General features: G+C 39.2%; 25 protein-coding genes. 14 read left to right on the plus strand and 11 right to left on the minus strand.

The window, feature by feature from the left end; genetic code table 11:
- Window positions 1–23: 23 nt before the first annotated feature.
- Window positions 24–1,496, minus strand: a complete 1,473-nt coding sequence (locus tag BBI08_RS03870; protein WP_065528513.1) for a protein adenylyltransferase SelO — start codon at window positions 1,494–1,496, stop codon at window positions 24–26.
- 143 nt (window positions 1,497–1,639) lie between these two features.
- On the opposite strand from BBI08_RS03870, the gene BBI08_RS03875 reads away from it, so the two are divergent.
- Window positions 1,640–2,251: a type 1 glutamine amidotransferase family protein gene (locus BBI08_RS03875; protein WP_040850479.1), complete on the plus strand. Its 612-nt coding sequence runs from the start codon at window positions 1,640–1,642 to the stop codon at window positions 2,249–2,251.
- A 159-nt stretch (window positions 2,252–2,410) separates the two neighbouring features.
- Window positions 2,411–3,532 carry an NADH-dependent flavin oxidoreductase gene (locus BBI08_RS03880; RefSeq protein ID WP_008496655.1) on the plus strand — a complete coding sequence of 374 codons (1,122 nt, stop codon included), beginning with the start codon at window positions 2,411–2,413 and terminating at the stop codon, window positions 3,530–3,532.
- Window positions 3,533–3,588: 56 nt separating this feature from the next.
- On the opposite strand, the gene BBI08_RS03885 is transcribed toward BBI08_RS03880, so the two are convergent.
- Window positions 3,589–4,482 carry an oxidoreductase gene (locus BBI08_RS03885; RefSeq protein WP_008496656.1) on the minus strand — a complete coding sequence of 298 codons (894 nt, stop codon included), beginning with the start codon at window positions 4,480–4,482 and terminating at the stop codon, window positions 3,589–3,591.
- A gap of 197 nt (window positions 4,483–4,679) precedes the next feature.
- On the opposite strand from BBI08_RS03885, the gene BBI08_RS03890 reads away from it, so the two are divergent.
- Window positions 4,680–5,141, plus strand: coding sequence for an NUDIX hydrolase (locus BBI08_RS03890; protein WP_008496657.1), 462 nt, complete (start codon window positions 4,680–4,682; stop codon window positions 5,139–5,141).
- Window positions 5,142–5,219: 78 nt separating this feature from the next.
- Here BBI08_RS03890 and BBI08_RS03895 read toward each other — a convergent pair whose 3' ends face one another.
- A complete protein-coding gene (locus BBI08_RS03895) occupies window positions 5,220–6,161 on the minus strand; it encodes an oxidoreductase (protein ID WP_008496658.1) in 942 nt (313 codons plus the stop codon).
- 107 nt (window positions 6,162–6,268) lie between these two features.
- On the opposite strand from BBI08_RS03895, the gene BBI08_RS03900 reads away from it, so the two are divergent.
- On the plus strand, window positions 6,269–7,018 hold the full coding sequence (locus tag BBI08_RS03900; protein ID WP_008496659.1) for a phosphatase PAP2 family protein: 750 nt from the start codon (window positions 6,269–6,271) through the stop codon (window positions 7,016–7,018).
- 74 nt (window positions 7,019–7,092) lie between these two features.
- Here BBI08_RS03900 and BBI08_RS03905 read toward each other — a convergent pair whose 3' ends face one another.
- Together BBI08_RS03905 and BBI08_RS03910 are read right to left on the minus strand one after the other, a co-directional pair.
- Entirely contained in the window at window positions 7,093–7,596 is a 504-nt protein-coding gene (locus BBI08_RS03905; RefSeq protein ID WP_008496660.1) for a TlpA family protein disulfide reductase, read from the minus strand.
- Window positions 7,597–7,730: 134 nt separating this feature from the next.
- A complete protein-coding gene (locus BBI08_RS03910; RefSeq protein WP_065528514.1) occupies window positions 7,731–9,560 on the minus strand; it encodes an LTA synthase family protein in 1,830 nt (609 codons plus the stop codon).
- 221 nt (window positions 9,561–9,781) lie between these two features.
- Here BBI08_RS03910 and BBI08_RS03915 point away from each other — a divergent pair, with 221 nt between their 5' ends.
- Both BBI08_RS03915 and nhaC read left to right on the plus strand, forming a co-directional pair.
- Window positions 9,782–10,054: a hypothetical protein gene (locus BBI08_RS03915; RefSeq protein WP_008496663.1), complete on the plus strand. Its 273-nt coding sequence runs from the start codon at window positions 9,782–9,784 to the stop codon at window positions 10,052–10,054.
- A 173-nt stretch (window positions 10,055–10,227) separates the two neighbouring features.
- Complete coding sequence (gene nhaC, locus BBI08_RS03920) at window positions 10,228–11,685, plus strand: Na+/H+ antiporter NhaC (protein WP_008496664.1); 1,458 nt, start codon at window positions 10,228–10,230, stop codon at window positions 11,683–11,685.
- 84 nt (window positions 11,686–11,769) lie between these two features.
- Here nhaC and BBI08_RS03925 read toward each other — a convergent pair whose 3' ends face one another.
- A complete protein-coding gene (locus BBI08_RS03925) occupies window positions 11,770–12,633 on the minus strand; it encodes a GNAT family N-acetyltransferase (RefSeq protein WP_065528515.1) in 864 nt (287 codons plus the stop codon).
- A 198-nt stretch (window positions 12,634–12,831) separates the two neighbouring features.
- Here BBI08_RS03925 and BBI08_RS03930 point away from each other — a divergent pair, with 198 nt between their 5' ends.
- The 4 genes from BBI08_RS03930 to BBI08_RS03945 all read left to right on the plus strand — a co-directional run bounded on the left by BBI08_RS03930 (window position 12,832) and on the right by BBI08_RS03945 (window position 16,586).
- The gene (locus tag BBI08_RS03930; RefSeq protein ID WP_008496668.1) at window positions 12,832–13,383 is read left to right on the plus strand and encodes an MEDS domain-containing protein; all 552 of its coding nucleotides are present in this window, start codon (window positions 12,832–12,834) and stop codon (window positions 13,381–13,383) included.
- A gap of 219 nt (window positions 13,384–13,602) precedes the next feature.
- A complete protein-coding gene (locus BBI08_RS03935; RefSeq protein ID WP_008496669.1) occupies window positions 13,603–14,946 on the plus strand; it encodes an aldehyde dehydrogenase family protein in 1,344 nt (447 codons plus the stop codon).
- 46 nt (window positions 14,947–14,992) lie between these two features.
- Window positions 14,993–15,433, plus strand: a complete 441-nt coding sequence (locus tag BBI08_RS03940; protein ID WP_008496670.1) for a VOC family protein — start codon at window positions 14,993–14,995, stop codon at window positions 15,431–15,433.
- A gap of 289 nt (window positions 15,434–15,722) precedes the next feature.
- Window positions 15,723–16,586, plus strand: a complete 864-nt coding sequence (locus BBI08_RS03945) for a YitT family protein (protein WP_008496671.1) — start codon at window positions 15,723–15,725, stop codon at window positions 16,584–16,586.
- 33 nt (window positions 16,587–16,619) lie between these two features.
- Here the strand turns inward: BBI08_RS03945 and BBI08_RS03950 are convergent, their stop codons facing one another.
- On the minus strand, window positions 16,620–17,837 hold the full coding sequence (locus BBI08_RS03950) for an EAL domain-containing protein (protein ID WP_065528516.1): 1,218 nt from the start codon (window positions 17,835–17,837) through the stop codon (window positions 16,620–16,622).
- 44 nt (window positions 17,838–17,881) lie between these two features.
- Entirely contained in the window at window positions 17,882–18,259 is a 378-nt protein-coding gene (locus BBI08_RS03955; RefSeq protein WP_065528517.1) for a YidH family protein, read from the minus strand.
- Between the two features lie 333 nt (window positions 18,260–18,592).
- Here BBI08_RS03955 and BBI08_RS03960 point away from each other — a divergent pair, with 333 nt between their 5' ends.
- From BBI08_RS03960 to BBI08_RS03975, 4 genes are all read left to right on the plus strand, one after another.
- Window positions 18,593–19,486 (plus strand): glycerophosphodiester phosphodiesterase, encoded by an 894-nt coding sequence (locus tag BBI08_RS03960; protein WP_008496673.1) that lies wholly within the window; start codon window positions 18,593–18,595, stop codon window positions 19,484–19,486.
- 187 nt (window positions 19,487–19,673) lie between these two features.
- Window positions 19,674–21,740, plus strand: coding sequence for a BglG family transcription antiterminator (locus tag BBI08_RS03965; protein ID WP_065528518.1), 2,067 nt, complete (start codon window positions 19,674–19,676; stop codon window positions 21,738–21,740).
- Window positions 21,737–22,003, plus strand: coding sequence for a PTS sugar transporter subunit IIB (locus BBI08_RS03970; protein ID WP_008496675.1), 267 nt, complete (start codon window positions 21,737–21,739; stop codon window positions 22,001–22,003). Before BBI08_RS03965 ends, BBI08_RS03970 begins: the two co-directional genes overlap by 4 nt.
- Before the next feature lie 25 nt (window positions 22,004–22,028).
- Window positions 22,029–23,297 carry a PTS ascorbate transporter subunit IIC gene (locus BBI08_RS03975; RefSeq protein WP_008496676.1) on the plus strand — a complete coding sequence of 423 codons (1,269 nt, stop codon included), beginning with the start codon at window positions 22,029–22,031 and terminating at the stop codon, window positions 23,295–23,297.
- A gap of 267 nt (window positions 23,298–23,564) precedes the next feature.
- On the opposite strand, the gene BBI08_RS03980 is transcribed toward BBI08_RS03975, so the two are convergent.
- The 3 genes from BBI08_RS03980 to BBI08_RS03990 form a co-directional block, all read right to left on the minus strand.
- Window positions 23,565–24,704, minus strand: a complete 1,140-nt coding sequence (locus tag BBI08_RS03980) for a CapA family protein (protein ID WP_040850482.1) — start codon at window positions 24,702–24,704, stop codon at window positions 23,565–23,567.
- Between the two features lie 328 nt (window positions 24,705–25,032).
- Window positions 25,033–25,488, minus strand: a complete 456-nt coding sequence (locus tag BBI08_RS03985) for a GtrA family protein (RefSeq protein WP_040850483.1) — start codon at window positions 25,486–25,488, stop codon at window positions 25,033–25,035.
- 33 nt (window positions 25,489–25,521) lie between these two features.
- Window positions 25,522–26,661 carry a glycosyltransferase family 4 protein gene (locus tag BBI08_RS03990; RefSeq protein ID WP_008496682.1) on the minus strand — a complete coding sequence of 380 codons (1,140 nt, stop codon included), beginning with the start codon at window positions 26,659–26,661 and terminating at the stop codon, window positions 25,522–25,524.
- Between the last annotated feature and the right edge of the window lie 5 nt (window positions 26,662–26,666).

Genomic DNA, 26,666 nt, shown 5'->3' on the forward strand with positions numbered 1-26,666 from the left:
TCGAGTAAACGTATTTACTTTAATTAAGTCCCACAGAAAGTTTGATACGGACCACTCATCGGCTCTGGAGGTTCCGTGTAAGCATCTTGTTCAGCTGAATGTGCAAAGGGATTAGCTAACACTGCAAGAAGCTTGTGCAATGCACTATAATCCCCTTTGAACTCAGCAGCTTCTAATGCTTCTTCTACTCGGTGGTTGCGAGGTATGACTGCTGGGTTGCTGTCTCGCATTAATTGCTGACTTTGTTCTACTGTTTCTTCTTGTCGTTCGAGACGTGCTTGCCAAGAGCTATGCCAAGCTTTGAACTCGTTTGAGCTAAACAATTCGTTGCCTACTAGCTTGTTAAACGTTAATGCACGGAACGTGTTGGTATAGTCAGTACTGTACTTATGCATCAGATTTAGCAATTCTTCTACGAACGCTGAATCTTTTTCTTCTGTATTAAAAAGACCTAGTTTGCTGCGCATACCAGCAAGCCAGTTGCTCTCAAACAGCGCAATGTATTTACTGAGCTCAGTTTGCGCGATACTAACGGCCTCTTCGGGTGTATCGTGCAGAAGCGGCAAGAGACTTTCGCCGAAACGGGCCAAATTCCAACCAGCAATCATCGGTTGATTGCCGTATGCGTAACGACCTTGCGTATCTATCGAACTGAAAACGGTCTTCGGATCAAAACTGTCCATAAATGCGCAAGGGCCATAGTCAATTGTTTCTCCGCTAACTGCCATATTGTCGGTATTCATCACGCCGTGGATAAAACCAACCAATTGCCATTTAGCAATCAACGCAGCCTGACGCTTAATGACTTCTTGGAACAATGCCAAATAGCGATGTTCAAGGTCTTGAATATGTGGGAAATGCCGTTCTATTGTGTAATCCGCAAGTGCTTTTAAATCTTCTTTTTTACCAAAACGCGCGGCATATTGAAAAGTACCGACGCGTATATGGCTGTCGGCAATACGTGTCATAATAGCACCGGGAAGTGGAGTTTCACGACGAACCATTTCACCGGTTTCAACAACAGCTAAACTGCGTGTCGTTGGAATACCAAGCCCGTGCATCGCTTCGCTGATTAAGTATTCGCGTAGCATCGGTCTTAGCGCCGCACGACCGTCGCCACCTCTTGAATAGGCTGTTCTACCAGAACCCTTTAACTGAATATCGACATGCTTGCCAGCAGGTGTTAGTTGCTCGCCAATCAATAAAGCGCGACCATCACCAAGCATCGTGAAATTACCAAATTGATGTCCGGCATAAGCTTGAGCAAGTGGTGTTCTGCCTTCTGGCATGGCATTTCCTGCAAGAATTGCGATGCCTTCTTCGCTCGTTAATTGATCCGGATCTAAACCAAGTTCAGTTGCCAGTGGTTTATTGAAAATAACCAGTTTAGGTTCTGATACAGGGTTAACTGAAAACGTGCTATAAAAAAATTCAGGTAGGCGGGAATAGCTTTCGTCAAGCTGCCAACCCATATGTGTTTGTTCTTTTTTATTCATGAGAAATTCTCCTTTTTTAGTAGGATGTCTATTCATTATACCCTCTTCGTTGAGCAAACATGTCTCAGCTGTTTGAGTGAATTGCGTGTGCTATAATTGAATGAAATGCAATTTGAATATTCAAACAAAAAGGAGGAGAAGTGGTGAGTAACAAAAAAGTTCTTTTTGTATTGTTAGATGAGTATGCAGACTGGGAAGCGGCTTCATTGGCAGCTGCATTGAACCAAGAGCCAGAAGGTCAAGGGCAGCAATTTGACGTAAAGACGGTATCGTTAACGAAAGATCCCATTAAATCTATTGGTGGTTTCACAGTACTACCGGATTACGAAATAGCGGATGCTCCAGAAGATTTTGTAGGGTTGATCTTGATTGGCGGAAATTCTTGGAGAAAAGAAGAAAGCAAACAAGTTATGGAATTGGTGACCAAAGCCATTGAGAAAGAAGTTGTGTTAGGTGCAATTTGTGATGCGACTGTATTTTTAGGTAAACATGGTTTGTTCAATACGATTCCACACACCAGTAATTATTTAGACAGCTTGAAAAAAGTAGCAGGAGAAAGCTATAGCAACGAAAGTGGCTATTTAGAACAGCAGGCTGTGCGGAGCGGGAAAATAATCACTGCGAATGGCTCTGCGTTTTTAGAGTTTGGTAAAGAATTGCTTGAGGCATTAAATGCGGCACCCCAAGAAGAAATAGACGAATGGTACACTTTCTTTAAAACAGGCTATTACGAATTTATGAAAACGAAACAATAAGAGACTCAGAAAAACCATTAACGAATGTAGACTTTCTCTGCAATCGTTAATGGTTTTTAATATTGAGACTTGCCCCCCTCGGCAAATCTTGAATTTCTCCAAAAGATAAGCATGGCCGTGCCTTCAGATGGGTAAAGAACTAAATAAGGAGGAATCGATATGACAATTACAACACAATATATATTTGAACCATTTACTTTTACTTCAGGATTGACCGTTAAAAATCGTATTTTGATGGCACCGATGACGACCTCATCTTCGGATGCAAATGGAGACGTTACAGATGAAGAATTGCTGTACTATAAGCGACGCGCTGAAAGCGGACTTGGAGCAGTTATTACAGCTTGTGCGCATGTTGAGCCGCTTGGTATCGGCTTTCCAGGACCTTTTGGTGCGGACAGCGATGAACGAATGGATAGTTTAAGGCGATTGGCCACTACCATTCAAGATGGAGGGGCTAAAGCGATCCTTCAACTTTATCATGCTGGCCGCATGTCAAATGAAAAACTATTAAAAGGAGAACAGCCAGTTTCAGCAAGTGCTGTTCCAGCATTGCGACCTAATGCGGAAACACCGCGTGAAATGAACCATGAGGAAATCGAAGAAATGATTAAAGCGTTTGGAGAAGCAACTAGACGTGCTATCCAGGCAGGCTTTGACGGAGTAGAGATTCACGGAGCTAATACGTATTTGATACAGCAATTTTTCTCTCCACACTCCAACACTCGCACGGATCAATGGGGGGGCGATGTCAATGGGCGAATGGCATTGCCACTCGCTGTAATTGAGTCGATTCAAGAAGCGGTAGCAGAGCACGCTGATAAACCGTTTGTTGTAGGTTATCGTATTAGCCCAGAAGAGCGGGAAGAGCCAGGCATCACGATGGACGATACATTGAAATTTTTGACTGCCATCGCGGACCAAGGCATCGATTATGTGCATGTTTCAGTAGGACGATTTTTCGGTGGATCTATCCGTGAAGAAGACACCCGGTCACGTGTAGAAGTGATTCAACAACATATTGGCAATCGCGTGCCAGTAATCGGAGTAGGTGGGTTGCAGACTTTAAGTGACGTGAAAGAAGCGTTAGAAGTCACGCCGTTAGTATCACTTGGCCACGCGTTAATCATGGACCCAGACTGGCTATCAAAAGTTCAAAAAAGTCGAGATCAAGAAATATACCAAGCTATTTATTTAAGCAAAAAAGAACAGTTAGATATTCCAGAAAACCTTTGGAATATGGTTACCAATGCACCAGGTTGGTTCCGAGTAGAAGAATAAAAACGAAAAAACAGCGGTTCTTGAGTTATTTCCAAGAATCGCTGTTTTGATTTTAATTAATTATCAACACTAAAGGGAAAAGAGGTGCCAGTTACTTGTTCGGATACAGTCCAAAGTTTACGAGAAATTTCAGGGTTGCTCGCTTTGCTATGAGGAGTTCCTATTGAAGGGTAGCCTTTTCGTTGAAACTGACCAAGTGGTCCAATGTATTCGCCCCCTGTTAACCCCGGTTCGGTTGCTGCATAAATACTGGCCAATGCACCCATGTGAGGCGGTTGAAGAAATAAATTAGCGAGATTTTTAAGAACAGGCGGAATTTCTCGATTGCCAAACTTTAAAATATTTGTAGCAGAAACTCCCGGGTGACAAGCGATACTAATCGTTTGGAAACCATGTTCTTTCAAACGTTTATCTAGCTCTAATGCAAAATACAGATTGGCTAATTTGCTTTGGTTATAGAATTTTTTTGCTTGATATCCTTTCGCCCCATCGAGATTATCAAAGTCGATAGAACCACGGCTATGGGCACGACTACTAACGGTCACAATTCGGGAGTTGGGAGTTTTTTCAAGCAAAGAGAGGAGCAAGGCAGTTAGCGCAAAATGTCCAAGATGATTGCTACCAAACTGCAATTCAAAACCATCTGTAGTTTTTCCGTAAGGCGGTGACATAATGCCGGCGTTATTGATTAATAAGTCGAGTGTATCAAACGACTTTTTGAACTGTTCTACAAACGACCGGATACTATCCAGGTTTGCTAAGTCCAGTGGCATCACGATGATTTGAGCTGAAGCATGAAGTTTTAGTAATTTTTCACGTGCGAGATTGCCTTTCTCGGTATTGCGGACAGCGAGTATGACTTTTGCTCCGATAGCGATAAGAGCTTTCGTCGTTTCAAAGCCAAGCCCGCTATTACCACCGGTTATGATAGCTGTTTTTCCTGTAAGCAAAAGATCACTTCCTTTATTTCCATTATTCCGAGGAACAGGAATAGGTGTCTTTCATTTTATCGGGTCTATGAGCATATTGGAAATGGTAATTTGGCAGTAAGTTGGAACTGGCGTTAAAATAGAGAGAAAATAAACTTAGAGAAAAATGCGGATTACACCGAAAATGTTTAAGATCGTATAAAAAAGGGGTTATAACTATGGGCTATGTAGAAGAATTGCGAAAAGTTGTCGGTCACAGACCACTAATATTAGTAGGTACCGTTGTCGTCCTTGTTGATCCAACTGGACGACTATTACTAGAAGAGCGGAAATTTCCAGAAGGTTTATGGGGACTTCCTGGTGGATTGATGGAACTGGGAGAATCTACAGAAGATACAGCAAAGCGAGAAGTTTTAGAGGAAACCGGTCTTCTTGTAGAAGAGTTGAAGTTAATTAATGTTTACTCAGGACCTAATCATTTTGTAGTGGCTAAAAATGGCGATGAGTACTACGTCGTCACAACCGCTTATTATTCAGATGACTACAATGGTGAATTAGTTGTTGATCAAGAAGAATCTTTAAGTTTTAAATTCTTTTCTCCAGAAGAGTTGCCTGGCAGATTAGTCGGCAGTCACCGAACCGTGATTAAAGAATTTCTTGAACATCACTATTCCGAATAGTCCTTAGCTAGAAACAGGAGTTCAAAGCAAAAAGGCACGATCATTTTAATAAGTGATCGTGTCTTTTTAGTTATAGAACTATCGAGAAAAATCGAATTTTACGCCGGTCAACTTTTCGGAAACGTCCCAAAGTTTTTGAGACACCACTGGATTGCGAGCAGATGCGTCAGGGGTATCAAGTGCTGGATAGCCTTTCCTACGCCCTTTGCCGTCTGGCCCGATGTATTCGCCGCCTTTGAGTTGCAAATCTGTCGCTGCATAAACCGTCGACAAAGCACCGAGTGCCGGTGGTTGCAAAATCGTGTGCATAAACGATTTCAAAAATTGAGGTGCATCTCGCTTTCCTATTTTGAAAATATTGGTCGCAGAAATACCAGGATGACAAGCAACGCTCAAGGTTGAGAAACCATGCTCCTTAAAGCGCTTATCCAACTCTTGCGCGAATAATAGATTCGCTAGTTTGCTCTGGCCGTAAAACTTCATCGCTTTATAACCTTTAGAGCCATCCAGGTTATCAAAGTCAATACGTGCGCCTTTATGGGCTAAACTGCTAAGTGACACGACACGAGAATGGGGTGTCTTTTTCAGCAAGGGCAACAACAGTCCCGTCAATGCAAAATGGCCAAGATGGTTACTGCCGAATTGGAGTTCAAATCCATCCTCTGTTTTCGAATAAGGCGGCCCTAAAACGCCTGCATTGTTGATCAACAAACTGAGAGAGTCAAACTGGCTTTGAAAATTCTTTGCAAATGCACGAACACTTACAAGATCCGCCAAATCTAGTTCCATCACGGACACCTGTGCTTCTGAATCGCTTTCGAGAATCACGTTACGGGCATTGTGACCTTTTTCTATATTGCGAACAGCCATCACGATATGTAGACCAAGGCTGGCAAGGACTTTGGCAGCTTCTAAGCCAATACCGCTATTGGCACCTGTAATAATAGCAATTTTTTCAGATAATTGTTCCAACCCATCAGCTCCTGAATAATCGACTTCGTACTCACCTAAAAATACCATGCCTTGCGCTAGGTAACAAATAACAGTGATCAGAAACTTAGATGCCTTACATATTTCTGTGTTAAAAGGGTAAAGATAGATTATCAAAGAGAAGTGGGAGCGATAAGATGGACAAAAATGAAAAACTCGCAGGGCTGGCTTTTCTACTGTTACTTGGCGGATTGGGTCTTGCCTCTCTGTTTATTGTGTTGTTTGCCGAATTGGCTGAAGAAGTGATGGAAAAAGAAGTAGGACTATTTGATAATTTTGTGATCCAGATAGTACAAGCAAGTTCGAGTGCAACAGTGGATACCATCATGTTCGTTTTTACTGAAATGGGATCTGTGTGGTTTTTAACCTTATCGTCCATTATCATTTTACTCGTATTAGGAGTGAAAATGAAAGATAAATGGGGCGTACTGTTTTTTATCATTGCCGTAGGTGGGGGATCTCTTTTAACCTTATTATTGAAGCATTTGTACCTCCGAGAACGTCCAAGTATCAACGAGGAAATAGATGCAATCGGTTATAGTTTTCCTAGCGGTCACTCAATGGGGTCGTTGATTTTTTATGGTTTTGTGATTTACCTAGTTATTCGAACGCGTCAGCAACCATGGATTCAGTGGCCAGCGACCGCTGTTTTGAGTTTACTTATTATTACGATTGGCACAAGTCGAATTTATTTGGGAGCGCATTTTCCAAGTGATGTGTTAGCAGGCTATATTGCCGGTCTCATTTGGTTGATGCTAAACCTAATTGCATTAGAATGGATTCAATGGCATAGCAAAAGTCCAGTGCCACCTGTTCGTGCACTTCGTCAACTACTCGGACCATTATACAAAATAATTCGCAAAAAAATTCCTTTTTTCTCAAAATAAAGTCGTATAATTTCCCGAAAAAAAACCGCGTGTGAAAGCTGAGAGGCAAGCAACATGCGGTTTTTACTATCTAATTATTGAACAGTCTCAAACGTACTTTTAATTTCTTCGTTACTAAAGTGACCCGTCTGGCTTTTTACTAATGTGCCATCTGAACCGATATAAACGGATGTGGGATAGCCAATTATGCCATATTCTTCAAAGAAAGTACCACCTTCATCTAACAAAACCGTAATATTTTCTGCATTTGGAAACCCTTCAAACCATTTTGCAAACGACGCGCTGCTTTTTTCTGCATTCGAGCTAGGAGATACGATCGTCAACACAGCGAAATCATTTTCTTCACCGGCTAACGTATTCAATTCCTCCATGCCACTTAAGCAAATCGAACACCAAGAAGCCCAAAACTTCACATACACTTTTTGCCCTGCATAATCAGCAAGGTTTTGCTGATTGCCTTCTAAATCCACTAATTCAAAAGAGGGTGCCAAGTTTTTAGCATTTTCTTCAGTTGAAGTGCATCCACCCACTACGAATAATAAAGCCAGCAGTAACATGATTTTTATCCACGCTTTCATCACAATCATCCTTTACTGTGAACGAGCTTAGCAAATCTTTGTACCCCCATCATATAGTGAACATGCGATAAAAGACATTAGATAACCTCGACAAGCCCCTCTTCACTTGAAGAGGGGTTTGTCTATTTCCACATCTACTCACTCGTTTTAATTTGTTGCCATGCATTCTTTCGAATGATCAAATCCGACACATAAAGTTGTTCAGTAGCGGTCTCAATAAATTCGCTACATTCTTTAATTGCCACTTTCTGACCCGAATCGATTTCATAACAGCTACCGTTGCCAGCTGGTGAAGTTAAATCAGGTTCGAAATACAAGTCTTCATATCGAAATGCACCGTCCCGAAATACAGTCAAATTGCTGGTTTCATCTAGTAAAGACTCTCCTAGCATGTGGGAAGGGGTAATCCCAACTATATCTAGAATCGTCGGTGCAATATCAATTTGTCCACCTACGCTGTCGACTGTTCCAGCTTCTGTTGAATTAGGTGGTTTGATAAAGAGGGGTACTTGGCGGTCGAGTTCAAATAATTCCATTTTAGTTTTAGCATCAAGTTCTTGTGCCATTTCACTTTCTTCTTGAGTGAGGCCGCTATCGTGGTCGCCATAAAAAACGATTAAAGAATCATCCCACATCCCTTTTTGTTTTAATTGTTCGATTATAGTGCCGACTGCGCCATCCACATAATGAACGGTTTCGTAATAGCCTTTTAATAATGGGTCTTCATAGCCGGTCAAATCCAATTCTTCGAAATTATCAGGAATGGTATATGGTGTATGGCTTGATAAGGCTACCATAAATGCAAAGTAAGGCTCTTTTAATTGTTCCGCAAGCTCTACAGAAGTAGTTAAGAAATCTTCATCGTTTACAGCCATACCAATATCCTGTTCGTCAGGAAAATCCGGACGACTAAAAAACTGATTAAAGCCAATATTTTTGTAAACTTCGTCCCGGTTCCAAAAATCTTTTTTGAATGCATGCATAGCGGCTGTATCGTAGCCTGCGTTTCTCAATAGCTCTGGTAAAGCGTCAAATTCATTTTCTGCTGCGTAGCGCGTATAAACAGATCCTGACTTTAATGAATAAAGCGAAGTCAGCGTAATGAATTCTGCGTCAGAAGTACGACCTTCATGTGTTTGGTGATAAAATGAAGGGAAAAATAACGCTTCTTTTTTCAAGGCATTTAAATGAGGTGTCAGTTCTTGTCCGTTAACTTGGTGATCAATTACAGAGGTTTGAAACGATTCTAATTGCACCACAATGATATTCGGTTTTTCTGAGTCAGATACAGTTGATGGTGTATCGGGTACAACTTTACGAATTCGTTGTTCATCTTCTTTGGTTAAACTACTCTCTTTGGAGAAAAAAGAACCAATGCCTTGAGCAAAATCTAATCCGTGATAACCCCAAAATCCAAGCTGATAATATTCACGCATATTTGAAATTGGCTCACCGACAAGCCACTCTTCTTCATTGCTATAACTCATGACTAACGGAATCACTACAAATGCAAGTCCTAATACAAAGCCAGCACCTGCAAAAACTTGTTTCCTTTTTTGTGTCACGGTTTCTTCTTTATGGCGAGTAGCAAAAAGGAATAACGAGAAGAACAGCAAATCGACAAAAAAGAGAAAGTCTTTCGCTTCGATTAATGTTAGAAATCCACCGCCGACATCACTCATTTGCGTAATATCGGAAAGGAGTACGATAGATAATAAATCATTGAAATAACGGTAATACCATAAGTCTGAGACTAATAAGGTACTATGCAAAAATAGCAACACAAGTAAAATCAAATTACGCTTTTTTCTATTTAATAATAAAGTCCAGCTAGATAAGACCACAATAGAAGCGAGATTGAGAACAAAGAAACTAAATGAAAAATGAGTAACAGCATACATGCTGAATAAAAATATTTTTGAAATGGATAGGATTAGGTAAATCCAATACTCCAGAAACTTCATTAGCCACCTCCAAATAAAATTTTCTGCTTTATTAATAATTTAAGACTGGATAAAACAGAGTTGTACTTTTTAATTACCACTCGATAGAAGAGTAGAAACATTATTAAGCGAGGGAGCGCGCAAGGTATACCGTTTAAACACAGGAGGACAGCGGGTACTTACTAATAGAAAGAAAAAGCAGCAGTAAGATTCGAAGAATGATCTAAAAGGGAGTGTTAGTTATGGAGTTATCTAAAAAAACCTCAAGTGAAAATGCGCTAGAAAATAAAGGATGCAAATATCCAGTCTTATCTGTTGGTCAAAACTTCACAGTAGATTTTGGAAAACAGCAATCACTTTATGGTAAATGGCAAGTTGTGGAAAATGATAAAGCCCCATTCTATATGTGCAGTCGGATTTTAGAAAATGGCAAAGTTTCTAAACGGAGATCTGCTGATCATCGTCGACAGTTTTTTGAAGCCGAAATTTATTATGCACTGACCAAAAAAGATTAAATAAAAATACAAAAAAAGTGAAACGACCACTCCTTAACCCACAGAGCGGTTGTTTTTGGTAAGAATAAATAAGTTATAGTAAAAAAGAGACAGTGTATTAAAATATATATAGATAATTTGCAATTTTGCTGTAATATGAAAGTATTACAGCAGAGGGCTAGGTGATACATAGGATGAAAGTCAAACAACAAGATATCGAAATACCATTTGGATTAGCACTACTTCCATTAGTCGTCATGATTTCCGTTATGGCACTCACCATTATTGTGTTCGAAGGAAGTCCACACGTACCTTTAGCAATAGGAGCAATCGTTGCCGGATTTATTGCTTGGCGTATGGGTTATAAATGGGAAACAATCGAAGAAGGAGCTTATAAAGGAATTCGGCTTGCGCTTCCTGCGATTATCATTATTATCGTAGTTGGGATGATTATTGCTTCATGGATTGGCGGCGGTATCATTGCCACAATGATTTATTACGGGCTACAGATTATTACACCTTCTCTATTTTTAATGACGATCTGTATTATTTGTGGAATTGTTGCACTTGCAATCGGTAGTTCATGGTCTACGATGGGAACAATCGGTGTTGCAGGAATGGGTATTGGCATTAGTATGGGTATTCCAGCTGCGATGGTAGCAGGAGCGGTTATCTCTGGGTCATATTTTGGCGATAAAATGTCACCTTTGTCAGATACGACAAATTTAGCTGCAGGTATTACAAGTACAAACTTATTTGAACATATTAAACATATGCTCTATACGACCGTTCCAGGTTTGATCATAGCATTGGTTGTTTACTTTTTCCTTGGTCGTCAATTTGCCGGGGCGGCGATTGATCAAGAGAATATCCAAGGAATACTATCATCATTGGAGAGCAACTTTTTAATTTCTCCTTGGTTACTGTTAGTACCCGCAATCATTATCGTATTAGTGGCATTTAAAGTGCCAGCATTACCTGCTTTATTAATTGGTGTTTTTCTTGGATTTATGTGCCAAATAGTTGTTCAAGGAGGCGACGTGGGAACTGCGGTTAACACGCTGCACGATGGCTTTGCTATTGCTTCTGGCAATGAAATGGTTGACGATTTGTTTAATCGTGGAGGCATTGCTTCGATGATGTTCACTGTTTCCTTAACTATTTTCGCAATGGTACTTGGAGGGATATTAGAACACACAGGTATGTTGAGAGCGATTGTTAACCAGATTTTGAAAGTAGCAAAATCTGCAGGTAGTTTAATCGCTGCGACAATTGTCTCTGCTTTTTTCACAAATGCAACCGCTTCCGAACAATACATTTCGATCCTGATTCCAGGGAGAATGTATGCAAGAGCTTATCAAGATAAAGGGCTACATTCGAAGAACCTTTCGCGTGCGCTTGAAGATGGAGGAACGTTAACATCTCCGTTTGTCCCATGGAATACATGTGGTGTGTTTATCTTGGCGACTTTAGCTGTTCATCCATTTGCTTATGCTCCGTATGCGGTATTAAATTACACGGTTCCGGTGATTGGTATTATAATGGGGCTAATTGGTTATAAAGTTCAATTTTTAACAAAAGATGAAGTAGCAGAACTGAAAGTAAAAGAACAAAGAATGAATAATGAAAACGAATTAACTGAAAGCGTTTAATTTTTCGTCATTTGATTAGTACAAAAAAGCGAGCTGTCTCTTTTGCAATTCAAAAGAGGCAGCTCGCTTTTTTTATGAAATGTATTATGTCAGAGCTTGTTCAGTTCCATATAATAGCCAAGGTGAAGGCAACTCAAAAGGATGATTATTTGGTAACGACTGCACTTGCACGGCGCTTAAGTCTATCCAAATAGATGGATTCGTTTTTACTTTTATACTTAACTCCAGTTGAGCCATTGAAATCGTTTCCCATAATCCAGGCTGGCTTAAAAGGTCATCCCATGAATAAATCACATGTAAGTAATACTCTCGCTTATAATCTTGTTTAGTGATCAACACTCGGTCTTGTTGTGGATTTTCAAAAAAAGACCATTGTGCAAAATTTTCCTCGGTAAATAGTTTTTCAGAAGCTGGAAATGCATAATAGCATTCATAAGGGAAAATAGCGCCCGTTTGGATATAAAGTTGCTCAATCCAAGCTTTCTTTTTTGAGAGATCGGTCACTTTTTCCCAAGCCCTTCCGCCAGTTTCGAGATGAGCAATGTCGGATGAAATCGCGCTATATAGTGTAGATAGTTCTGTGAGTCCAAGTTTATCCATAACACGCCGAGCTGATACATTATTGTGCTGTGTGTTTGCACCAATCCATTGGATATTTGGAAGTGTTAAGGTTTGCTCTATGATGAAGTTCATCAATTGTGTGGAAAGGTTATTTCCACGATACCGCAAATCACTGCGCATTCTGCCGAGCATGACATACTGTTTCGCGAAAATGGTATAACCACCGATGCTTACAAGTTGTTCATCAAAAAACAGTCCGTACATACGGCTAGAACCCTTTGATATTCTGTCATAAACGCGGAGGATATAGTCATCTTCTATCCCAGTGTTCATTTTTTCTAAATGATGAAGGTCCTGCAATTGTAATTGTCGAATCGATTTCTCCATAAAATCACCCCTTGCATATCTTGAAATAGCTACTTATTATTATATACAAAAAAGTCTAAAGTCAGCATGTTAAGTGTGGTCGCTCTAAACCAAGTAAGGGGTCCCATTATCTTTTAGCCTCATACATGTGTATAGTAGATAAAGTGAAAAAGACATGTAGATCATTCAACAACTTGCTGATTAAAGGAGATAAGCCAATTGGAAAAAAATATTATGGGTATTCAAGATAAACTATCTAAGGGTGACCATGTATTTTATTATGTAGAAGATACTGATTGCTATATTGATAATGCGATTTCTTATATTAAAGATGGTATAGAGCATGGAGATCAAGTTCTATTCGTTGAAAATGAACGTCTCTATCCCAAAATATTGGAGCGTCTAGAAACTCTTTTTTCTGAAGAACAGTTAAAGAACGTTCATTATATAAATAATTTCACGTTTTATTGGCGCAATGGAAATTTTCATCCACCGACTATTTTGGATTATTTCTCTACTTTGATTAATCCATTTCTAGTGAACGAGCTGAGCTTCCGAACCTGGGGGCATATAGAGTGGCGAGATGATGTAGAAATCTTCAAAAATATTCAGGAGTATGAGGTTGCTATTGAACAGCTAGTTCCAGAAATGAATGCGATTTCTGTATGTGCTTATGATGCTTCTCGACTATCGAAATCACTTAAAGAATCCTTATTAAACTGTCATGGTTTCTTCATGACGGACGATAAAATCGCTCCTATAATAAAATAGTTGAATTTAGTAAGACCAAACCTAAGGAGCTTTTCCATTGAAATATTGTGGGAAGGCTCTTTTTGATATGCAAATTTCAAAGGAAACAAATCATTCCTGCTGTTTTTAGAATATTGACAATACTTCGTAAAGGAATACTATATTAAGTAATAGTTTTTATAGCGTCAGTGATTTGTAACAACAAAGAAGTTTTCCGAGTAAAAAAGGGGAGAGATCGAAATGACTAAACTTAGAAACTATCATTTCGGCTCGATAATCGATGGCAAAGAATTAGATAAAGGCGAGCGTACTGAAATCGCAATCCACAATCCATACAATGCTGAAGTACTTGGAAAGATTTTATACGCGACACTACAAGATGCGGAGAATGCGGTTACTAGCGCACATCGCGTCTATACGAAAACAATGAAGAAGATGCCTATAAATAGACGGGCTGAAATTTTGAGGAAAACAGCGGACTTGCTTGAAAGTGAAAAGGAACAATTTGCGCATCTATTAACTTTAGAAGGAGGCAAGCCTATTAAGGCTAGTCGCCTCGATGTAGCTCATGCTGCTCAAGTGCTACGTTTTGTATCACAAGCTATAAAATCAATCTACGAAGAACGAGTTACATTAAACCAAGTGACTGGAGAAAGTCATCTAGGTATGGTCAAACGGGTGTCGCTTGGCGTAATAGCTATAAGTCTGCCCGTTAACTATCCATTAACATTGCTGTTATATAAAATGGCTCCCGCAATTGCGGCAGGAAACACCATCGTCTTGAATCCCACCGAGACGACCGTCTATTCGACCGGACTGCTTTATCGATTGTTTGAAAAAGCAGGTATGCCAAAAGGGGTTATTAATATTATCGCAGGACCCAATCAAAGTTTAGTAGGGAATTTAATGAATCACCCAAAAGTTAAAATTGTGATATGTACTAAAAGCAGTGTTGAGAGTTGGAAAGAAAAAGACATCATCAAAAAGAAAAAGATTCTGTTGGATTTCAAAACGAAGAACCCAACAATTATCTTTGATGAAGCTGATTTGGATTTTGCGATTAACACCATTGTAAATGCAGGTTTACTACACACGGATCGGTCAATTATGTGTGCGCAGCATGTTTTCGTGCAAAAAGGAATATATGAAAAGTTTCTAGAAGAGCTCATTAAAAAAGTACAAACACTTAAAATAGGAAATCCACTAGATGACGCAATAGATATTGGGCCCATGATTACATTAACAGCTGCAGAAAAAGCAGAAACATGGATTAGGAATATGATTGAAAAAGGAGCGATTGTATTAGTAGGTGGCAGTCGTCATCATACAATGATGGAACCAACCATAATTAGTGGTGTAACAGCAGATAGCACAGTAGCTCGTGGAATTACATTTGCCCCAATTATTAGTGTTATGCCTTTTCATACAAAACAAGACGTGATGTCCTACATGAATGTGCCGGAATCTGTTTTACATGCAGGTATATTTACAAAAAACAGCAAAGGAACGACACGTAAAGAAGAAATCAATCTAGCTATTGAAGAAATGACAACGATAAAGCTGATTGGCAATAATCACTTGTAAGGTTTAAACAGTGCGTTTAAAAATCCATTTTAAAAGGAGAATGATCATGATTAAAAAATTATTTCCTTACTTAAACTTTGATGGCAATGGCAGAGAAGCCGCCCATTTTTATACGGAAGTGTTAGGTGGAGAGCTAATAAGCCTAATGACGTTCGGTGATGCAAATGAAGGAGATATGGATGGCATGCCAGATGAAGCAAAAGATTTGGTGATGAATGCTCAAATCGATTTGAAAAATGGAGATATGTTGATGATTTCAGATGTAGTACCAGGTCTTGGAATGTCAACATTTAAACAAGGAAACAATATATCCGTAACCTTGTTTTTAGACAGTATTGAAGAAGGGCGAACTATTTTTAATAAGTTGGCTGAAGGTGGTAATATCTTAATGGAGTTGCAGGAAACTTTCTGGACGCCATTATACGGAAGCTTGACTGATAAATTTGGAATCGACTGGCAAATCTCAGTTGAAAGTGAAACAACTTAAAAGTGCTCGTCAAATACAAAGATGGACAATGAGGAGAACCTTTAAAGTTGAAATTTAAACAGTCTATGAACAAAAGAAGAAAGACTTGCATTCTTAGGTTGAAAGCCACTATAATATAGAACATTGATTCACTATAAAAAGAACAATTTATTCGCTTTTTCGTAGTTTTTATTGAAAAGAAATTACATTCTGATAAATAGTCTTAAGGTGACGTGCAAATGCACGCCCTTTTTTTGTGGCATGAACAAAATAGTTTGGCTGAGGCTTGCCTCAGGATTGGAGTTTGGTTATGAATAAATGGATGAGATTATTAATTATTTTTATTTCCTCAATCGTTCTCGGTGTTGCGTTTAATATGTTTTTACTGCCACATGAAATACTGGCAGGCGGGGTAACAGGTATTGCGATGATGCTCGGTTTGGTAACACCTTTAAATGCAGGGGTTTGGATGATTGTTTTGAATATCCCGATTCTCGTTGTTGGGTGGATGAAACTTGGTAAAAATTTTATAGCCAATAGCTTGTTTTCAGTGGTTGTTACGTCAATCTCCATGTTGTATATTCCTGTTGTACAAATAACAGAAGATGCTCTACTTTCTACTGTATTTGGTGGCGTTATTGCCGGAGCTTCAATGGGTGTTATTATTCGCTATTATAGTTCAACAGGTGGATTTGACGTTATTGGTTTGTTATTGTCAATGAAGCGCGATATCCCACTAGGTGCGCTTGTATTTGTTCTCAATAGTGCAGTTGTTTTCGTCTCGGGCTTTGTGTTCTCATGGGAACTAGCCATGTATACAATGGCTTCGATTTACATTTCTGGACTTGTTATTGACCGTGTCCACACACGTCACATTAAGCTCAGTTTGATGGTTGTAACGGCTAAAGGCGATGAGGTTAAAAAAGAGTTGCTCGATAATTTATATCGAGGCATTACAGTAGTAGATGGCGAAGGTGCTTATTCAGCGGCTAAAGTAAAAGTTCTATACAGTGTAATTGGGCGTCATGAACTGGCATTTGTCCGTCCGCTCATCAAAAATATTGATCCGAATGCATTTGTTAGCATTAGTGAGACGATGGAAGTTATGGGGAATTTCCGGAAAGACGATAACTTTATGAAAAATCCAATGTTAAAAAGCTCTTCAGTTTCTTAAACTGAAGAGCTTTTTTGTAGCTATATGAATCTATTATTGGAACAGTAAATAATCTTCTTCTAAAATAAAATCATTGCTAATGTCGATAAATAAATAGCAGTCGTCAGATAAAGGGAAACTAAATGTCCGAATCATTTTAGTCGTTTCGATATCAGAATATACGTCTGATAAAATCCCTTTATGCAAGGTTTTCATTTGCATAGTGTTTTCTAAAAAAAAAGGACGGAATGCCCAATGGGAGCCAATGTGATCTGATTCAAAAACCCAATGATCTTGTCGCTTTTGAAAGTTAGAAGACACTTGCTGACCATCACTATTGCATATATACAATCGGAAACTTTCTTTATTGAATGGTTCAGCTATTGTTTCAATAAATCGATCTGCAGTCTCAGGGCCATGCCATTTTGAAAGAAGTTTTTTCACTTTTTCTTCTAGGCTGACTGTAAATGCATACCGCTGTTGAATCATTGATTTCTCTCGTTGAACAAAAGTGGTAATTTTTTGACCAACAGCAAGCGGGTCAAAGCTCTCGACTGGAAGTTCAAAAGTAGGTTTTGCTAAATAAAAGCCTTGGTAATAATGGCCCCCATTTTTCCAAGCGAAATACAATTGGTAGCTATCTTCAATATTTTCATAAGAAAGTTTTGCGCCAATACGCCGTGCTAATACGGTTAGCGTTTGGACAACATCTTGGAATGCCTCGGGATTGGCGTTTCGAACGAGGCTTGTATCCACTTTTAAAATATGAGGACGAAGTTGACGAATCCGGTCAATGTTAGAGCTTTTTGCTCCGACATGATCTACCGCAATTTGAATGCCGTAGGTTTTGTAATACATTAACAAATGATGAAGCGTATCAAAATCTTCATCAAAATCATGTTCGGTGATTTCCAATACAATGCGGTTCATAGAGAACCCCTTTTTTTCGTATACTTGAAGGGTTTCTAAAAAATCTTCCCCGCTATTGATCAATAATTGTTTAGCATTTCGATTGATAAATAACAGTCTATCATTACCAGAATCGAGCATTTGACAAATTGCGAGCTCTAAAAGATGCTGATCGACCCCCACTTTGTATTCATCAGGGACGTCGGTGTCATGAAAAAAATCGCCTAAACTGATCCACTCGTTTTCAAAATAGAAACGCCCTAAAACTTCATAACCAATTACGGTATGTTTGACCGCACTGACGATGGGTTGATAAGCAGGCTTTACATCAGACAAATTTTCAAGAATATCTAGCGGATCCATAGTAGTTGCTCCTTTACTGCAAATCTATCGACTATGCAAGAAAATTACATAATCATGAAAAAGTAAACGACGACCATCATGATCATGATAGCCAGCATAGAGGAAATCAAGGTGATGTGCATATTTGATGGTGTGAATGTTTCATTAATAAGTTGCTGCCGCTTTTTTTTATAGTTTTGAGTTGCTGAAAAAATAACAATGAGACCGAAAATACAGGCGAAAATACCAAGTGCGATAGTGAAAGTATCCACAAATGAATTGCGCGTGACGCCCATGGTAAAATGCAAGCTAGTTGCGAGAAAACCAACGCCGACGATTGAAATGACGGTTCGAATCCATGCTAAGTAAGTGCGTTCATTAGCAAGATGTTGTTGTGTATAGGTTAACTGGTTTTTTTCTTGTTTATAGGACTGGCGGGACATTCCATTCTCTCCTCCTGGTAATAATCGGTTATTAATTTTCAAGTAATTTAGAATCGAGAGAAAATGATGTGTCTCTAGTATAAATGAATCGCGAATAAAAAGGAATTTCGAAAAACTACTCAATTACCAGTGAGCACTTGAACAGCCTAACAATCAGAACTGCTATGATCATGTGCACCCTACTGTAAACTAGTCGTAAAATTCTTGTTAAGTTACTGTGAGTTCGCCCAATTACTCGGCTTTAATAGCTATAGTAAACGATGAAGGCATTTTAAAATCGTCAGACGGCAGTGCTGAACATTTTCTATTGTCGGATCAACTAAAAATAGGGAGATGAAGGAATTGAAGAAATTTTCATTTAGCTTAATGGTACTATTACTAGTCGGTGCAGCTGTTTCGATAAATTCAACAGTGGCGTTGGGACAGTCAAAAGAAGCAGAACTCAATCCTAATCGATTTTTGAATATTGCACACCGCGGAGCATCTGGTTATGCGCCGGAACATACATTGGCTTCTTATGAATTGGGCGAAGAAATGCATGGTGATTATATAGAAGTTGATTTACAGATGACAAAAGATGGTGTTTTAATAGCGATGCATGATGAAAAAGTTGACCGAACCACTAACGGTTCTGGCTTTGTCAGAGACATGACGTTGGCTGAAATCAAAAAATTAGATGCAGGTTCTTGGTTTAATAAAGCCTATCCTGAAAAAGCTCAGCCGCAATACGAAGGATTACAGGTGCTCACGCTTGAAGAAGTGATTGAAACTTTTGGCAAAGGTTCCCGCTACTATATTGAGACAAAAGCACCGAATGTTTATCCAGGTATGGAGAAGGAACTTGTAAGAGTATTGGAGAAATACAAATTGACGGGTCAAAATGCACAGTCAGGAAAAGTTCTGGTTCAGTCTTTCAGTCAGGAAAGTTTGCTGAAAATGCACAGGCTAGATTCTGAAATCCCGTTGGTCCAACTAATTTCTTATGCGGTACCAGCCGTCATTTCAAACACAGAGCTTGAATACATGAAAAAGTATGCTGTAGGTGTGGGGATGAGTTATACAAAAATCGATCGTGCCTATGTGGAAAAGGTCCGCAGTCATGGGCTGTTAATTCATCCTTACACGGTAAATGACCGTGCTGACATGGAGCGCTTGATTGATTGGGGCGTAACAGGAATGTTCACCAATTACCCGGATGTTTTAGAAGACGTATTGAAGAATAAATAAGCGCCAATAAAAATCAAAACTCGCCATTGAAATCATAATTGATTTCAATGGCGAGTTTTTACGTTATTATTAGAGATTAGTGTTATACAGCACAGTGTTGTGCAGTCAAAAGAACAATAATGGGGCTGAGAAAAGATGTATTTTAGTGAATACATAGATTATTGTATAGACAGAGGAGGATCACAGGATGTTTTTAGATGAAAGAAGCGCAAATTTGCTCAAGCTCTTGCAACATTCATCTACTTCTTCGATGAATGAGATTGAAGATCAAACAGGGCTTACACGCAGACAGATTCAATATAGTTTGAGTAAAGTCAATGATTGGCTAGAATCCAATCATTACAAGCCTGTACAATATAAACGAGAAATCGGATATTTTCTATCAGATAACATCCTAGAAGACGAGGTAAGCGTCAGATTAACAAAAAGAAGTTATTTTTTTTCAGAGAAAGATAGAGAACAAATTTTTTACTTGCTAATTCTGCTCAGCCATGAGCCTTTGTCCTTGTATCATTTCCAATCGATTACTGGTATTTCTAGAAATACGGTTTTGACGGATCTTCAACGTTTGAAAAAAATGGCTACTCAATTGAAGTTGACGATTCACTATTCCAAGCAGGAAGGTTACATTGTCACGGGTGATAGTCGTGTAAAGCGTTTTGTAATTGAACAGTTGATCCATGAAGTATTGAATGGTCCGAATAGCCAATTGATTATCGATTGTATTTGGGAGGGATTTGAAGAGCAGATCAAGGCAGTTCACACGAAATTAGAATATCTCGAAAAACAACTAGAAACGACCTTTACGGACAACAGGCTTCACGAATTAGCATATCTTTTCGTTTCTACTGATCAATTGATTGGCAAAGGAGAAGAGTTAGAGGAAGATCCTAGTTGGCTACCATTTATTGATACAACAGAATACGTGTTGGTTGATCAAATGATTGAGACCCATAATTTTTATGCTGAATGGAGCCAAACAGAAAAATTATATGCAACATTGCATATAGTCAGCATGAACCGGACAAAAGATGGTTCTCCTTTAAAAGAAAATCAAATATTTTATGATGTCTTGCAGCAAGTTACCGAGGAATTCGAACGGCTAACTTTTGTTCATCTTCAAGAAAAGGAAAAGCTTTGCGAGCAGTTATATATACATTTCAAACCTGCTTATTACCGCATCAAGTATGGGATTCCTCATGTAAATCCGATGACTGAACGAATATGTAAAATATATCCAGAACTTCAGCATTTAACGCGAAAGTCGTTGGAAGTCTTAGAAAAGAAGATGGACTTTTGTATACCCGAAGATGAAGTGGCATATTTCACTGTGTATTTTGGTGGGTGGCTTCAAAGACAAGGAACGACATTAGATGACCGGAAAAAAGCCATTGTTGTATGCCCACACGGCACAGGAGTCAGCAATATTCTCAATTATACGTTGAGGGAATTATTTCCAACCATCTTATTCTTGGATGTATTGTCTGTTAGAGATACAGCAGACTACCCGCTCTCGTACGACCTGGTTTTTTCATCGGTTTATATGAGAACAGATGCTACATTATTCGTTGTTCCACCTATTCTGGAAGATCGTGACAAACAGAAATTGAGTAAACAGGTGATGCAGGAGCTTTATGGTTATACAGTTCCTGGAGCGGATGTTGCAGGATTGATGAAAGTGATTTCTAAATACGCAACAATTCAAGATGCAAAACAATTAGCGAAAGAATTACAGACAGCTTTATCCACTCAAGCAGTTGAAACAAACACACATGCAGTAAAGGAGGCAGAAAAACCCGTGTTAGCAGAACTATTGAATATGCACACTTTGCAATTAAAATCGCATGTATCCACTTGGCAGGAAGCAATCGAACTAGCTGCGAATCCCCTTGTCGATTTAGGTACTGTAGAAGAACGATACGTATCGGCTATGATCGAATCAATTGAGGAGAACGGACCTTATGTTGTCATTACTCCACTGGTCGCAATTCCACATGCTCGCCCTGAAGAAGGAGTCCGTTCGCTATCGATGAGCTTATTAAAGCTCGAGGAAGCCGTGGATTTTGCTCCGGATAAACCGGTACGATTAATTATCGTGTTAGCGGCAGCAGACAGTGACTCACATCTCCGAGCATTGATTCAATTGACAAATTTATTGAATGAGCCGGAAAATATTCAACAGATTTTAAATGCAACAAACAAAAATCAACTTTTGGAAATTATCCATAACTATTCTAAGGAGGAAACAGAATGAAAATCATGGTAGTGTGCGGAAACGGATTAGGTAGTAGTTTCATCATGGAATTGAATGTTAAAAAAGCATTAAAAGAATTGGGGAAAACTGCAGAAGTCGGACATACAGACCTCACTTCAGCTAAATCAGAACAAGCTGATATTTTTATTGGAGCAGCAGATATCATGAGTCAATTGGATGACGGAAACAGAACCATTGTTAATTTAGAAAATATGATGAGCATTCCAGAGATCAAATCAAAACTTGAGCCGCATTTAGTATAATTCTGACACGAAGGGGGGAAGCGTTATGCTACAACTAATAATGAACGATATTTTAGGGACACCAGCTATTTTGATTGGATTATTTGCCCTGATAGGGCTACTGCTTCAACGGAAAAATAGCGCGGATGTCGTATCTGGAACTTTGAAGACGGTAATGGGCTTTGTAATTATTGGTGCCGGAGCAGCGGTACTGATTGGTTCTTTAGATATATTTGGAAAAATGTTCGACCATGCTTTTAATGTGCAGGGCGTCATTCCAAACAATGAAGCAATTGTTGCAGCCGCACAAAGTGAGTACGGAACGACAACGGCATTAATTATGGTATTTGGAATGCTCTTCAATATACTATTGGCTCGTATCACGCCATTCAAGTACATATTCCTTACTGGTCACCATACTTTATTTATGGCATGCTTATTGGCTGTAACTTTATCAGTTGGTGGACTTGCAGGAGCTCCATTAATTTTGGTGGGTTCAATTATTCTTGGTCTATGTATGGTGCTCTTTCCAGCACTTCTACAGCCATATGTTCGTCAAATTACGGGCAGTGACGACTTTGCCGTTGGTCATTTTGGTTCAATCGGTTATTTTGTATCTGCCAATGTTGGTAAATGGTTTGGTAATAAAGAAAAAACAACGGAAGACATCAAAGTACCTCAATCGTTAGGGTTTTTAAGAGATACATCTGTAGCAGTATCTTTGACAATGACATTATTTTTTATCGTCGTCGCATTATTTGCTGGGCAAGAGTATGTTGAAACAACACTTTCAAACGGTTCGAACTTCTTAGTCTTTTCGTTTATTCAAGCAATTACTTTTGCTGCGGGTGTTTATATAATTTTAGCGGGTGTTAGAATGTTAATCGCTGAAATCGTTCCTGCTTTCCAAGGAATTGCCGATAAACTAGTACCAAACACTAAACCAGCGCTAGATGTTCCAATCGTCTTTCCGTTTGCACCAAATGCTGTCATCATCGGGTTTTTATTTAGTTTCTTTGCGGGATTACTTGCAATGTTCTTGCTTCCGGTACTTGGATTAAGTGTAATTGTTCCTGGATTGGTTCCGCATTTCTTTACGGGAGCAGCGGCAGGTGTCTTCGGTAACATTACGGGGGGGCGACGTGGTGCTATGTTAGGCGCATTTGCTAACGGCCTAATCATTAGTTTTATCCCTGCTATTTTACTAGTATTACTAGGAGATATCGGGTTTTCTGGAACTACTTTTGGTGACTCTGACTTTGGCGTTGTTGGAATTCTGATTTTGAGTATCATGAAATTTTTAGGTTTTGCATAAGACAAAGCTTGCATTAAAAAGACATTCCGAATCATAAATTCGGAATGTCTTTTTAGATAACATTGACTTTATAGGTCAACCTTAACTTCTTGTGATGGAGCTAAAAAGTAAAAATCACAGAGTGTAGACAAAAGAATCTATTTTCCTCTTTTGAAAAAGGAGCACTGGACATCAGCAATGAAGCATTGGAGTAGGTGAAGCTAGAAGAAAGCTGGTCTTTCTAACTTTTTGGCGAGAGCCATCCTTACAGTGACTGGAGCGATATGTTTACTCGATAAATTCCAAATCTTTGATCCACGTAGATAAGTGGGCTTTAGTAGCAGTATTTAAATTTCTATCGATGTTCTTTAACAAGTCCATTTCGTAATTTTTAGCATTGGAACTTTTAACAAAGGTTGTTGTAAAGGCAGGGTTTTGCAAAGTGATGGTGCTAGAATCCGCTGTTACCTTTTTCACAATATCAAGGTGCAAAATCGCACCGATTTGTCGGTCTAATTCGTCTTGTCCAGATAAAAAATTACCAAGTGAATACATAACAAAAACTTTGCGTCCGTCTTCTGTGTCGATCCATTCTGGTGGCTGCAGAACGTGGGGATGGTGCCCCAAAATAATATCAGCACCGTTAGCAGCAGAAAAACGAGCCAATTCGATTTGCTCCACATTTGGCATACTTTGGTATTCTTGTCCGAAATGCAAGCTTAAAACGACCACATCAGATAATTCTCTCGCACGCTTTAAATCTTGTTGGATGATCAGAGGATCAATGCGGTTAACCAAGTAATCCATTCCAACAGGCGTAGGAATTCCGTTTGTACCATAGGTATAGGACAAGAAAGAAAAGGTGATCTTGTTACGTGTCACTAAAGTAACTTTCGAGCGCTCATCGTTCGATAAAAAAGAGCCAGTATGCACCATGCCGATTTGATCCCAGTAGCGAATGGCATTTTCGATAGCCGGTATTCCTCGGTCTAGCGTATGGTTATTTGCCAGTGTGACAATATCTACACCAGAATTCTTCAACGCAGCGCCTACCTCGTAAGGACTATTAAAGGCCGGATACGTAGAGAGTCCAATTTCACTGCCTCCAATTATACTCTCAGAATTAGCGATAGTAAGATCGGCCTGTTCAAGAAAAGGTGTCACTTTTTCGAGCATTGGATTAAAGTCGTAACTGTAGTCATTTTTAGCATCTAGGTAAACACGTTCGTGAATTAGAATATCTCCAACAGCGGATAGCGAAGCGGAATATTCTAAGTTCAGCTCTGAAGGACTGGTGGCAATGGGGGGATTTCGGATTTCAAAAGCAATTGGCTGGCTTTCATCGGCGTTAGTAGCGATTGAACATCCAATGAGAGGGAAAATTGTGATAATTAATAATAGAAAAAGAGCTATTTTGCTGAAGTTCACTTGTCTCACTCCATAACTTTAGTAAGATCTTGAACACTTCCTATATGAAAAAGTCGCTTTGGTTTCTTGCATCCACTTGCATGGAACTAAAAGACATAAAATCCATGGGCGGAGTTTCTGTTTTTGCGGCAATTGGAATAAGAGTTGGTCATCGCTTGGATCTTCATCTATAGGTTACTACTTTTAAGGTCTTTTAACTAGAGAGGAAAGTTGAAAAAAGAATATTATTCGCCTCCACAAGAATGTGGAGGCCGTTAACTTGAATTTCAACTTGTTCTCAAATTAAAAAAACTCATCCTGTTTATAGGATGAGTTTTTTTCGTATGAATTAAGGTTTTTTGTTTCGATTTTGTTGGTCTCTAAAGACAAAGTATTTAATCATGAAAAAGCTGGCTGCAAAAGAAGCAAACATCGCGAGTCCCTTTGAAAGATTAAGACTAATCCAACTAGAGATTTCCATGAATTGAAGGAGTAGGTTGAATGCTAAAAAAACACCGTTATTGATCAGTAAGCTAAACAGTCCTTGCAGGACAAAGAAGAATTGCTGTTGTCGACTGCCTTTAGCAGAATGGCGAAAGGTAATTCTAGAATTCCAAAAGTAACTATTACTTATCGCCAAGCAATAAGCGATTGTATTAAATAACGCTAAAGTTCCGCTATGGCTCGTAGGGGATAAAAGTAATAATAAATTGAGCGACCCGATATCTACTGCTGCATTGGAAATCCCGATTAGGGTGAATTGAAGTGGCTGAATAGGGGCCTTACGTTTTTGGCTATTCTCCATGATAACACCCTATTCTTCAGAATTTCGGTTTTCTCAATCGACGGCCTGAAAAGAATCCACTGTTTCGGCTTCGGCAACTTGTTTATACAAATCGCGAATTTGTTGTGCAACAGCAGCCCATCCGAGATCTGCTACATCAAGTAAAGCTTGATGTGCCAGTTGTTGACGAAATTTAGTATCTTCAAGTTGAAGAATCGTTTGTTTAAAACTCTCAGGGTCTTTCGAGTCGTATAGTAGACCGTTTCTCCGGTCTATCACTTGTTCTTTTGTCGGTCCGCTTTCCGCTGCAACTACTGGCAATCCTGAAGCCATTGCTTCCATAATTACTAAACCTAATGTTTCTGTAGTAGAAGGGAAGACAAAGGCATCGGCAGAGGCAAAAGCTGAAGCTAATTCATCCCCATGGATAAATCCAGTAAAAACAGTTTGTGTTCCTTTAAAATAGGTTTCAAGTTCATTTCTATGAGGACCGTCTCCAACAATCGCTAAGCAAAAGTGATCTGATTCTAGTAAAACATCGCGAATTTTTTCGATTTCTTTTTCTGCAGCTAAACGGCCAACGTAAAGCAATAAAATTTTGTCGTTTTGCCCATCTGTTAAGTGGGAACGCATGTCCGTTGTTGCATGATTTGGATGGAATTTTTCGGTATCAACTCCACGTTTCCAAACTTGCAATCGCTCAAAGCCCTTTTCTTCCAACTCTTTTAAAACAGTGTGAGACGTACATAGATTAAGATCGGCTGCATTGTGCATTTTTCTCATAAACCACCACATGAGCCAATCCAATTTACCGAGTTTGTAATATGCCATGTATTGGGGAATATTCGTGTGGTAAGACGCTACCATAGGAATCGCTAACTTTTTAGCATATGTCACACCAGAATAGCCCACAACAGCGGGATTAACAATATGGACGACGTCTGGATTAAATTCCAACATGTACTTTTTAACAAGACGATTCGGAAAAGCAAATTTTTTAGAACGATAAAAAGGAAAAGCGAAGGCAGGAATTCCTTTTACAACGGCACCATCAAATTCCGTTACGCCCAGATCAGGTGCGATAATTTGGATTTCATGACCGTCTCTATGCAACCAGCGGATGCAGGCTGTCAATCTCGTTACAATGCCATCAGTTGAGGGCAGGAAAGTTTCAGTGACAATTAATATTTTCATAGAAA

It is taken from the genome of Planococcus halocryophilus, assembly GCF_001687585.2.
In the GTDB taxonomy this organism is placed as follows: Bacteria; Bacillota; Bacilli; order Bacillales_A; family Planococcaceae; genus Planococcus; species Planococcus halocryophilus.